At 56.6% G+C, this 12,051-nt stretch carries 9 protein-coding genes; 8 read left to right on the top strand and 1 reads right to left on the bottom strand.

Annotated features, from left to right (window positions below):
• Positions 1 to 176: 176 nt before the first annotated feature.
• From rpsF to dnaB, 5 genes are all read left to right on the top strand, one after another.
• Positions 177 to 599 carry a 30S ribosomal protein S6 gene (gene rpsF / locus AC3WP4_RS16350; RefSeq protein WP_003217491.1) on the top strand — a complete coding sequence of 141 codons (423 nt, stop codon included), beginning with the start codon at positions 177 to 179 and terminating at the stop codon, positions 597 to 599.
• A gap of 28 nt (positions 600 to 627) precedes the next feature.
• A complete protein-coding gene (rpsR, locus tag AC3WP4_RS16355; RefSeq protein ID WP_002551829.1) occupies positions 628 to 858 on the top strand; it encodes a 30S ribosomal protein S18 in 231 nt (76 codons plus the stop codon).
• Positions 859 to 894: 36 nt separating this feature from the next.
• A complete protein-coding gene (locus AC3WP4_RS16360) occupies positions 895 to 1,788 on the top strand; it encodes a YybS family protein (protein ID WP_074873225.1) in 894 nt (297 codons plus the stop codon).
• A 19-nt stretch (positions 1,789 to 1,807) separates the two neighbouring features.
• Positions 1,808 to 2,254 (top strand): 50S ribosomal protein L9, encoded by a 447-nt coding sequence (gene rplI, locus AC3WP4_RS16365; protein ID WP_003197251.1) that lies wholly within the window; start codon positions 1,808 to 1,810, stop codon positions 2,252 to 2,254.
• A gap of 122 nt (positions 2,255 to 2,376) precedes the next feature.
• Positions 2,377 to 3,771 (top strand): replicative DNA helicase, encoded by a 1,395-nt coding sequence (gene dnaB / locus AC3WP4_RS16370; protein ID WP_033055553.1) that lies wholly within the window; start codon positions 2,377 to 2,379, stop codon positions 3,769 to 3,771.
• 30 nt (positions 3,772 to 3,801) lie between these two features.
• On the opposite strand, the gene AC3WP4_RS16375 is transcribed toward dnaB, so the two are convergent.
• Entirely contained in the window at positions 3,802 to 7,767 is a 3,966-nt protein-coding gene (locus AC3WP4_RS16375) for a dermonecrotic toxin domain-containing protein (protein ID WP_102615324.1), read from the bottom strand.
• A 227-nt stretch (positions 7,768 to 7,994) separates the two neighbouring features.
• Between AC3WP4_RS16375 and AC3WP4_RS16380 the strand changes: the two genes are divergently transcribed.
• From AC3WP4_RS16380 to AC3WP4_RS16390, 3 genes are all read left to right on the top strand, one after another.
• Complete coding sequence (locus tag AC3WP4_RS16380; protein WP_074873229.1) at positions 7,995 to 10,298, top strand: YgiQ family radical SAM protein; 2,304 nt, start codon at positions 7,995 to 7,997, stop codon at positions 10,296 to 10,298.
• Positions 10,299 to 10,499: 201 nt separating this feature from the next.
• A complete protein-coding gene (gene ssp4 / locus AC3WP4_RS16385) occupies positions 10,500 to 11,420 on the top strand; it encodes an Ssp4 family T6SS effector (RefSeq protein ID WP_074873232.1) in 921 nt (306 codons plus the stop codon).
• Positions 11,417 to 11,866 carry a hypothetical protein gene (locus AC3WP4_RS16390; RefSeq protein WP_102615323.1) on the top strand — a complete coding sequence of 150 codons (450 nt, stop codon included), beginning with the start codon at positions 11,417 to 11,419 and terminating at the stop codon, positions 11,864 to 11,866. The genes ssp4 and AC3WP4_RS16390 overlap by 4 nt, the downstream gene beginning before the upstream one ends.
• The last annotated feature ends 185 nt before the right edge of the window (positions 11,867 to 12,051 follow it).

Genomic DNA, 12,051 nt, shown 5'->3' on the forward strand with positions numbered 1-12,051 from the left:
CGTGGTTGTTCAAATAATCACCAATTGCCTTGCGCCTCTTCCGTCCCTTCTCTACAATTGCGCCCCTTGCTGTGACGGCAGGCACGCATGTGTCTATCGCAAGCAAGTCCATAAGTGTCATTCACTCCTTGTCTGACCGCTTTTGAGCGGCAGGCTACAACCCGTAAGGAGCATTCATGCGTCATTACGAAATCATCTTTTTGGTCCACCCGGATCAAAGCGAGCAAGTCGGCGGCATGGTAGAGCGTTACACCAAGCTGATCGAAGAAGACGGCGGCAAAATCCACCGTCTGGAAGATTGGGGCCGTCGTCAACTGGCCTACGCAATCAACAATGTTCACAAGGCTCACTACGTGATGCTGAACGTTGAGTGCACTGGCAAGGCCCTGGCCGAGCTGGAAGACAACTTCCGCTACAACGATGCAGTGATCCGTAACCTGGTCATCCGTCGCGAAGAAGCCGTTACCGGCCAATCCGAGATGCTCAAGGCTGAAGAAAACCGCAGTGAGCGCCGTGAGCGTCGCGACCGTCCTGAGCACGAAGGCGCTGAAAGCGCTGATAGTGATGACAGCGACAACAGCGATAACGCTGACGAGTAATCCACGGACCTTTTGAGGAGCCTATTACATGGCACGTTTCTTCCGTCGTCGTAAATTCTGCCGCTTCACCGCTGAAGACGTGAAAGAGATCGATTACAAAGATCTCAACACTCTGAAAGCTTATGTATCCGAGACCGGCAAAATCGTTCCAAGCCGCATCACCGGTACCAAAGCACGTTATCAGCGTCAGCTGGCCACCGCTATCAAGCGCGCCCGCTTCCTGGCCCTGCTGGCCTACACCGACAGCCACGGCCGCTGAGACCGGGCAGTCGACACGTAGCAAAGGATTGAAAGCATGCGTGCCATAGCTGAGTTCATCATGCGCGGCCGTATGCAGGCCACTCTGGTAGTGGCCGGATGCGCAACGTTGCCGTTGTTGTATTGGTTGGGTGCTGCCGCGGGTTGCCTTGTGCTCCTGCGGCGCGGATTGAAGGACGCCCTGGGCGTTCTTGCTCTGGGACTGCTGCCGGCGTTGATCTGGTGGTTTTATTCCGATGACCCACGGGCACTTCTGGTGCTGCTGGGGTCTTGGAGCCTTGCGTTGGTTTTGCGCGCAAGCGAGTCCTGGAACCGCGTGCTGCTGGTCAGCATAGCGATGGGAGTGGTGTTTTCAGTGGTGCTGGGGACAGTTTTTGCTCCCCAAATCGAGATGCTGGCGCAGGCTTTGATAAAAGTCATGCCGTCGCTACTCGGTGATGTCTACCAGAAGTTGTCGGTAGACGAGCAAGCGCAATTTGCGTCCCTGATCGCACCGGTCCTGACCGGCCTGATTGCGGCTTTGTTGCAAATCGTCAGTGTGCTGAGCCTGCTTGTCGGGCGCTACTGGCAGGCGTTGTTGTACAACCCGGGTGGTTTTGGTCGCGAGTTTCGCGCCATCCGATTCCCGCTGGGGCTGGCGATGTTACTGCTGGCGTTCATGCTTCTGGGGCCGAACATCGGTCCGCAGATGGCCATGTTGACGCCGTTGTGCAGTGTACCGCTGGTGTTCGCCGGGCTGGCCCTGATTCATGGGCTGGTGGCGCAAAAGCGACTGGCCAGGTTCTGGCTGGTGGGGTTGTACGTCACGCTGTTGCTGTTCATGCAGCTGATCTATCCGTTGCTGGTGGTCTTGGCCATCGTCGACAGCCTGATTGATTTTCGCGGTCGTTCGACGCCGAAAGACGTCGATAGCGCGAACGGTGAAGGTTAAAAGTTAAGAGGATTTTCACATGCAACTGATCCTTCTGGAAAAAGTCACCAACCTGGGCAACCTGGGTGACAAAGTGAACGTTAAGGCTGGCTACGGTCGTAACTACCTGCTGCCTTACGGCAAAGCTACCGCTGCGACCGCTGCCAACCTGGCTGCGTTCGAAGAGCGTCGCGCTGAGCTGGAAAAAGCCGCAGCAGATCGTAAAACTTCGGCTGAAAGCCGCGCTGCCCAACTGGCTGAGCTGGAAGTGACTATCACTGCCACCGCTGGCGACGAAGGCAAGCTGTTCGGTTCGATCGGTACTCACGACATCGCTGATGCACTGACCGCCTCTGGCGTTGAAGTTGCAAAAAGCGAAGTTCGTCTGCCGAACGGCACTATCCGCAACGTAGGCGAATTCGACGTAGCCGTGCACCTGCACGCCGAAGTTGAAGCCACCGTACGCGTTGTCGTGGTAGCAGCTTAAGCAGCACTTGTCGGCTGGTACCCTCGGGTACTTGCCGGTAACATCGGGCACGATCCTGTTTACAGGTCGTGCCCTTTGTCTTTCTGCAGTTCCTGATTTTCACAAAACTATTTCAAGTGGCCATGAACGATATCTCCGCTCCTGAGCAATACGATCTGCAAACCGCTGCCCTGAAGGTGCCGCCGCATTCCATCGAGGCCGAACAGGCCGTGCTCGGTGGTTTGATGCTGGACAACAACGCCTGGGAACGCGTGCTCGATCAAGTGTCGGACGGTGATTTCTATCGACATGACCACCGCCTGATCTTCCGCGCGATCGCCAAGCTCGCCGACCAGAACTCCCCGATCGATGTCGTGACCCTTGCCGAGCAATTGGACAAGGAAGGTCAGACCTCGCAAGTCGGCGGTCTCGGATACCTTGGCGAACTGGCAAAAAACACGCCGTCCGTCGCCAACATCAAGGCTTATGCCCAGATCGTCCGTGCACGGGCAACGTTGCGACAGTTGATCGGCATCGCCACAGAAATCGCCGACAGCGCTTTCAACCCGGAAGGCCGCTCGGCTGAAGAGATTCTCGACGAAGCCGAACGGCAGATTTTCCAGATCGCCGAGGCCCGGCCAAAAACCGGCGGCCCGGTGAGCGTGAATGACCTGTTGACCAAGGCCATCGACCGCATCGACACCTTGTTCAACACCGACAACGCGATTACCGGCCTGTCCACCGGTTATACCGATCTCGACGGTATGACCAGCGGCCTGCAACCGTCTGACCTGATCATCGTTGCCGGCCGTCCATCCATGGGTAAAACCACCTTTGCGATGAACCTGGTGGAAAACGCCGTGCTGCGCAGTGACAAATGCGTATTGGTCTACTCGCTGGAGATGCCAGGCGAATCGCTGATCATGCGTATGTTGTCGTCCCTCGGCCGGATCGACCAGACCAAGGTTCGTGCCGGTCGCCTGGAAGACGACGATTGGCCGCGCCTGACATCGGCGGTCAACTTGCTCAACGATCGCAAGCTGTTCATTGACGATACGGCCGGTATCAGCCCGTCGGAAATGCGCGCACGGACCCGGCGTCTGGTGCGTGAACACGGCGACATCGCCCTGATCATGATCGACTACCTGCAATTGATGCAGATCCCGGGTTCTGGCGGCGACAACCGAACCAACGAGATTTCTGAAATCTCCCGTTCCTTGAAGGCCCTGGCCAAGGAATTCAACTGCCCGGTGGTGGCGCTGTCCCAGCTCAACCGCTCCCTGGAGCAACGACCGAACAAACGCCCGATCAACTCCGACCTCCGGGAATCCGGAGCGATCGAGCAGGATGCCGACGTGATCATGTTCGTGTACCGGGACGAGGTGTATCACCCGGAAACCGAGCACAAAGGCATCGCCGAGATCATCATCGGCAAGCAGCGGAACGGCCCGATCGGCACGTCACGACTGGCGTTCATCGGTAAGTACACCCGCTTCGAAAACCTGGCGCCGGGTAGCTACAACTTCGACGACGAGTAACGTCAAGGATGTCCGGTTGATAGCTGTGTTTCAGGCGAACAGGGCTCTGATCGCTTGCTCGGTGTAGCCATAGTTCCAACGCAGCTCGTTATCGACGGGAATGTCGTCGGTGGCAAAGAAGGCGTACAGCAAGTATTTTTCCGTGCCTGCGCCTTGGGCTTGAACCACCACATCGAACGGCACGGCTTCGACGTTGTAACCCGTTGTTGCCTGTCGTGCCGGCTTGCGCTGTTCATACTCGAAGAGCGTATTCATTCGGGACAGCACATTGTCTCCAGACAACAGAACGGTAGAGGGTCTGGCGTGGGTGAACAGCTTCCCGGGCAGTACATCGATGAGGAACGGGTCCTTTCTGGCGACACCGACATAACCGGGTATCAATCCTCCCCCATAGACCCCAAGAATCTCCCCTTTAACCAGCGGCTTTTTGTTGCTCACCATGTCTTGTCCGATCAAGGTCCTTTCCTCAGGCATCTTGCAGTCGGCAGCGGTGAATGTACGTAGCGCCAGTTTCTCTTCGTACAGGTTGGCTACGTCTTCGAAGCCCTCCCATTGAATGTAAGGTTTGATTGCCGCGGCCTGGTAGCGGGTACTGCCATCAGCCGATCTGGCCTGCTGCTGAATTTTTTTGATGCGTAACGGTTGCCCTTTCAAGTCCCTGAGGGGGTAACGGCCGTTGTTGGCGCGATCATAGTTGCCGCGTGTGTTGATGGCCTGTTGAAAGGATCTGATGCTGGACATTCGCTCGCGTTCGGCGGCAGTGAATGGCACAGGCATGATGTATTCGGTGGCGCTGTGATAGCTGCCGCTCGCCTCCTCCGGAATATCGAGGTGCCTTGACGAGCCAACGCCCGGGGTGCCGCCCGGTAATCCGCTATCGGTATCGATCTCCCAACCACCCCCAACCTTTTTCCGCACATAAGGCTTGTACGCTCGATAGGGGCTGCGCGCATCGATGACTTGCCAGCCCGGTTTGGCGTATTGCACTTGATAGTACAGGCGGTTTTCCTGCACGTAATACGTGTGCGTTCCACCTTGTCCGGGGCGCTGTTCATAAACGCCATCTGCGCGCAGCGACAGGTTCGTCGGTGTTTCTTGCCGGGCAAAATAGGTATCAAGAGGCAAGCCTGGGGTTACGGGCTCGGTAGCCCATGACGCATCAGCTTCCCGAATAGCCAAAGGTTGTTTGTGTAAATGCTCAATAACGTTGTTGAGCGCGGTTTTGACACGGTCAGTCCAGCGATTGGCGATGGCAAAGCGCTCGGCTTCAGGCAGGGCCGCTTTGATCGAGGTATAGAGGTCGGCCAATCCATTAAGCGAATTTCCTGCAGCATCGTAAGCCCTGAACTGCGCGCCTACTCGAACCAGAACCCTGCGATGAACGGCTGTGTCACTGCCGACGCTGCTCAGCAATGTGCCGTTGAGAGTTGCATCACGCATTTCGATGTGCACCGAGTCGGCCCAGTCAGGCAAGTGCCTGAGGTTCGTGAGGATGAGTTTGTCGGTGTCGAGCGGGCGAGCCGAATCAAGATAAAGCCCCTCATAAGTACGTGCTGTTTCAACTTCCTTGGAATATTCGGCTGCTTCCTTTTCCATGAGTGGCAGCAACTGCCGTTCCCGCACGATTTGTTGTTTTTCCAGTGTGCTGAGGCTGAGTGTCATTTGTTGCAGATAGCTTTTTGGCAGCGTTGGATACTGGGTGCGAATGTGTTCCTGTATCGAGTTTTCCGGTTGATCGGTCAGTGCATAAATTTTTGGAAACAGCAGATCTTTTGTTGCCGCAAGTTTGATCTCGAGACACTGCGCCAGGCGCTCTGCGTTAGAGGCAGTGGAGGGTGCCAGCCCTTTGAACAGCTCACTGAGCTCTTCAGTTTCCAACTTCTCGACAACAGCGTCAGTCAGTTCGCCGTTTCTGATTTGGGCGTAGGTCAATCTAAGTTCTGGCAGTGTTGCATTGGCGGAGTCACCAAAAGCAAAGAGCGTTTCAGTCCCGTCGACTACGGTCAGGTATCGAGTGGTTGGCCAGCCGCTCAGTGTGGTGAGCAGGTGCATCAAGATGAACGGTGAGTAAGTGCCGGTTTTAGTGCCTTTGCTGCGTTCTATCTTGAAATCATTTATTTCCTGCCTCAAATCAAAGCGCTTCAACACATCGGTCAGCAGGGGCGGCGGACGTTGGGTGTTCAGATGAAGTTCAATGAGAGCCAATCGGTCTAGTCCGCTGACCAGCAGAATGGGCTCGACGGCTTCTTGGCGGATATTGCGTGCGACAGGGCCAAGACGCCTGATCAGTTTCAACCCATCCCAGGTGCGCGGGTCCTCGTGTAGATGGCGCCATCCGGCGGCATCGTTTTGTACCATCTGTGGTGCATACCCGTTTGGGTCAGAAGGGTGTTGCAGCTCCCACTTTTGGGTGGCGATGTCGACCTTTACTTCATAGAAATGGTCTTCCAGTGCTACATAGGTTTTTGCGTTGTGTTTGTACAAGCCTTGAGCGTTGGGATGGATGTTTTCAGGGAGTTGAAGTGTATTCCGGTAGGGCGTCAGATCGGGGTGCCAGAGTCGCTCGCTATTGTCGCTCAACCTGATTCTCACCAGATGAGTGGCGATCCCGGTGGTTTTTATTGCGCCGGCCGTGATGATGCCCAGGGCTGCGGCGTCTGCGACGTCGAGCAGATCATTCAACGCTTCATCGGTATCGCCACGACTCCAGGCGGCAACGCCGTGATAGACCGAGTGGAGTAACTGCAAGGCTGTTACCGCCAGCATCACTTCACCGATGACCGGTATGAAGGACGCGGCGAAAACCAACAGCGACTCTCCTGCTGCCTCGAGCTCCTGACGTTTTTTCAAACTGCCGGCGGTGTTGGCATCTGCCGTGGGGACCGCCAGCACACGTGCATCAGCTTTCAGGTGGGCAATGCGTTGCTTGAAGGCCGTTTCATAGATGTCACCGGCAATATCGACACGCACTAAGGGTTTGGCAAAAGACGGATTACTCAGGCGGGATTCGCCTGACCACAAAGTGCCTGTGGTCAGCGGCGTTCCCTGGCGCTCGAACGGAATGAAGCGATTGAAGAACTTGCGGTAAGAGGGTGTGTCCAGCTTGATTGCCAAGGCTTTTTGAAGCTCGTTATATGAGTCATATCGTTTGATCGCGTGATCGGGATCATCGGGAATGTAAAGGACGTGTTTGATCTGAGGCCATTTATCCCGAAGTATCAGGATGCCCGGAAGGGCTATGCCGTCCAGTGTCAGCTGTGAGCAGATCAAGTCCTTGTGGCTGCCGGCGTGTTTCAGTTCGAGTAATAGCGTGTAAAGATCGTTGTTGATGGATTTCTTCATCAGGGCGATGTGGATCGCCGCCTCAAAAGTATTTTGATCGTCGTTCCTGATCAGGGCCTTTATCTGGTTTGCCGACTGAGTGACGGTTGTTCCCGCAGTCGCGGAAGGTTCCAGTATTTCGCTGATGTGTCTCTGGTACTGCATGCCAATGTCCAGCTCGCGGCAAACCCCGGCGAAGTTTTCTGGGCTGACAGCGCTTTTTTTCTTTTCGACGTACCCGGACAAATAGATGGCCGATCCCGCTTCAAAACCACCGCTCAGGGCTTCGGAAGGTTCGAAGTTCTGCAGAGCGGCGTCTACAAGCGTTTGTTCGGTGGTTTTATGATGTGTTTTGATCAGGCCCAGGAGATGGGAGTTCTTCCACTCGCGCAGCAATGTGGATTTTTCAGCGTCCAGCGATCCCAGGTGCCCTGTAAGCTTTTCACTCAACAAGGATCGGGCAAAGTTCACGGGGTTTTTCAGATCCTCGAAGACTGAGGCCAGCGCCTGCCTGGCGGCATTGCTTTTGAGCAGGCAAGCGCGAAACGTTTTGCGTTGTTCGGCGGATCCCTCGACTAGCCAGCCAGGCAGCTTGCTCTGGATGAAACTTGCGTGAGCAGATAGGGCCGCAGGGGCAGGTGCGGGGGCTGTATTGTGTAAAGTCGAATCGTTCAAGGGCGCTCCGTGGCTCTGGATAAGCCAGTCTGATAATTGAAGCGCCAGATTACTCGCGGGTTTTTTGCTTGAAGAATCTCTATGTAGTGACCTTTGCCCAGCGAAATGTGCTGTATCGGTCAGGGGGGCAGGCCTGAGGGTAAAAGCCGACCGCTGTTGTCGGAATTGGTTATTTTTTGTGCTATATTCCGCGCCCGCGATTTTTCATCTCAACACCGGTCATCGTCATGCAAACAGCCAAGCCGTTATTTGACTATCCCAAGTACTGGGCCGAATGTTTCGGTCCAGCGCCATTCCTGCCGATGAGCAGGGAGGAGATGGATCAGCTTGGCTGGGATTCATGCGACATCATCATCGTCACCGGTGATGCGTACGTTGACCATCCGTCGTTCGGCATGGCAATCATTGGCCGGCTGCTGGAGTCGCAAGGCTTCCGCGTCGGCATCATTGCCCAGCCAGACTGGCAGTCCAAAGACGACTTCATGAAGCTCGGCGAGCCGAACCTGTTCTTCGGTGTCGCGGCCGGCAACATGGACTCGATGATCAACCGCTACACCGCCGACAAGAAAATCCGCTCCGATGACGCCTATACCCCTGGCGGCATGGCGGGCAAACGTCCGGATCGCGCGAGCCTGGTTTACAGCCAGCGTTGCAAGGAAGCCTACAAGAACGTGCCGATCGTTCTCGGTGGCATCGAAGCTTCCCTGCGCCGCATCGCCCACTACGATTACTGGCAGGACCGGGTGCGCAACTCGATCCTGATCGACGCCTGCGCCGACATCCTGCTCTACGGCAACGCCGAGCGTGCGATCGTCGAAGTTGCCCAGCGTCTGTCCTACGGTCACAAGATCGAAGACATCACCGACGTGCGCGGTACCGCGTTCATTCGTCGCGATACCCCGAAAGACTGGTACGAAATCGATTCCACGCGTATTGACCGTCCGGGCAAGATCGATAAGATCATCAACCCGTACGTGAACACCCAGGACACCCAAGCCTGCGCCATCGAGCAGGAAAAAGGTCCGGTTGAAGATCCGAGCGAAGCCAAGGTCGTGCAGATTCTGGCCAGCCCCAAGATGACTCGCGACAAGACCGTGATTCGTTTGCCGTCGGTTGAGAAAGTCCGCGGTGACGCAGTTCTTTATGCTCACGCCAACCGCGTGCTTCACCTGGAAACCAACCCGGGCAACGCCCGTGCGCTGGTGCAGAAGCACGGCGAAGTCGACGTCTGGTTCAACCCGCCTCCGATTCCGATGACCACCGAAGAAATGGACTACGTGTTCGGCATGCCCTATGCGCGCATTCCGCACCCGGCGTACGGCAAGGAAAAGATCCCTGCCTACGACATGATCCGCTTCTCGGTGAACATCATGCGTGGCTGCTTCGGTGGCTGCACTTTCTGCTCGATCACCGAGCACGAAGGCCGAATCATCCAGAACCGTTCCGAAGAGTCGATCATTCGCGAAATCGAAGAGATCCGCGACAAGGTCCCCGGATTCACCGGTGTCATTTCCGACCTCGGCGGTCCGACCGCGAACATGTACCGCATCGCCTGCAAGACCCCGGAAATCGAATCCGCGTGCCGCAAGCCTTCTTGCGTGTTCCCTGGCATCTGCCCGAACCTGAACACCGATCACTCGTCGCTGATTCAGCTGTACCGCAGCGCCCGTGCCTTGCCGGGTGTGAAGAAGATCCTGATCGCTTCCGGTCTGCGCTACGACCTCGCAGTCGAGTCACCGGAATACGTCAAAGAGCTGGTGACCCACCACGTCGGTGGTTACCTGAAGATCGCCCCGGAACACACCGAGGAAGGTCCGCTCAATCAGATGATGAAACCGGGCATCGGCAGCTATGACAAGTTCAAGCGCATGTTCGAGAAGTACTCCAAGGAAGCCGGGAAAGAGCAGTACCTGATTCCGTACTTCATCGCCGCTCACCCGGGTACCACCGACGAAGACATGATGAACCTGGCCCTGTGGCTCAAGGGCAACGGCTTCCGTGCCGACCAGGTGCAGGCGTTCTACCCGTCACCGATGGCCACCGCCACCGCGATGTACCACTCGGGCAAGAACCCGCTGCGCAAAGTCACTTACAAGAGTGACGCCGTGACCATCGTCAAGAGCGAAGAGCAGCGTCGTCTGCACAAGGCGTTCTTGCGTTATCACGACCCCAAAGGCTGGCCGATGCTGCGTGAAGCGCTGACCCGCATGGGCCGCGCCGACCTGATCGGGCCGGGCAAGAACCAGTTGATCCCGCTGCACCAACCGGCGACCGATAGCTACCAGAGCGCCCGTCGCAAGAACTCGACGCCGGCTGGCAGCCACAAAGTTGCGGGTGAGAAGACCACCAAGATCCTGACCCAGCACACTGGCTTGCCACCGCGCGCCAGCGATGGCGGCAACCCGTGGGACAAGCGTGAACAGGCCAAGGCTGCGGCATTCGCCCGCAACCAGCAGGCGGCCAAGGATCGCAAGGATGCGGCCAAAGGCAAGGGGCCCAAACCGGCCCGCAAGCCAGTCGTGCCGCGTTAATCTGCCCGCGATATCGCAAAACGCCAGCCTGAGTGCTGGCGTTTTGTTTTCTAGCGACTGTGCGGCCCGTTTGCTAAGGTGACGCTCGCTTCAATGGCTGCCCGGAAAATCGATTTCCCGTGCAACGCCAACCCTGTGGAAGACGGAAGTCGCCTGCACAGGCATTAAAGATTTAGCCCGCGATCTTCAAGGACGATTCACATGAGCAACCCCTTACCGGGTATCGGCATGGACTACAGCCCCTCCCAGTTCATGGCCCGCCAACGCATCGAAAGCCAGATCAACCTGCCACGCCTGTTCGCCGCCATCGACGCCGACCCCGGAATCGTCGGCGCGGGCGTGGTGTACATCGATGCCGAATTCAACGTAGTGACCCTGCGCGAGTTCAAGCCGATTTGCAGCATCAGGCCCAAGCGAATCATTTTGCGCGAGGCGCAGAAGTACATTGCGCCTGCTCAGTTCGCCCAGCAGGTGCGGGACAATCCGCGTGAATCGCGCCTGGTGGGTGAGGCAGTCAACACCAGCTTATCGTGCGTGGGTGCAGTGATCGGCTGGATCGTAGTGCTCAGTGGTTCCGTGGCTATTCCGTTTTCGGCAGGGGCAAGTACGGTGGTCGCTGCGCTCGGTTATACCGCTGCGGCTGCCAGCACCGTGCAGTGTTTTGCCAGCGGCTATCGGACCCGCAATGAGATCGTCAACCCTGCCCGTAACGATGAGCTCGACAGCGAAGAGTGGTACCAGTACACCATGATTGCGCTGGATGCTGCGTCCTTGGTCGGGGTAGGCGCATCCGCGCTGACAACACTCAAACTGGTCAGGCTGAATAAGGCCACGACCGGGAAAAGTGTCAGGGAAGTGCTCAGGGGGCTGAATCGACAGGAACGTGCCAAATTGACCAAAGAACTATTGAGCATCAACGACCCGCGCTTGACGTCGAAGATGATCAAGTTGAAGCAGTTGTCGGGTGAATTGCCCAAGCGTTTCACACCCACCGAGGTCAAGCATGCAACGGTCACTCAGATAAAAGACGCCTTGGGTGCCGCTATCGGTTTTACCGGCAGTGCAATTTCGGGGAATGTCCGCACCATTGCCGTAGGCCTGTACGAGGAGGCTGAGCAATGAATGAACTGCCCAGCATTCGCCATTTTCTATCGAAGTATTTCCCGGTCTTCATGGGGGCAATATTCGCGTCAATTTTTACCATGGTCTTTGCGGTGCCTTTGTTTTTCGAAAGCTATTTTCGAAACCTTCCGTTGGCTGAAAACGCCAAGTACTCTTTTTTCGGGGGGATCGCGCTGACCCTCATCGTCGTGCACTGCAATTTCATGGTCGCGCGCGGTCGCCCGCAATGGGTGCGACCTCTGGTCGTGCTCCTGGCCCTTTGTTTTCTTGGGGTATTGCCCACCATTGCATATGAGGTGCATCCCCTGATTTATGCTGTGACGTTGCTGTTCCCACTGCTGGCGCTATTGCTGCTCAACAGCAAACGTCACCGCGAGATGCGCCAGAAGCTGCTTGAAGTACGTCACTTGCGCCAAGCTTTTATTGCAAAGCACAAAGCCCGTTAGTTGGATAGATTCAGCCCCCGCGCCTCACACGTGCGCCACAAATATGTGCAGCCCTCGCACTATAACCGCAGCCACGGCGCCGTTTTGGTGCTGTACTGCACCGGGTCTATTGATAAAGCGCAATGACCGCCGCTCTGGCATAAGTCTTGCGCCGCTTTCGATAACGTCCAGGCTCGCAGGAGGCA

It is taken from the genome of Pseudomonas sp. FW305-20, from assembly GCF_058788075.1.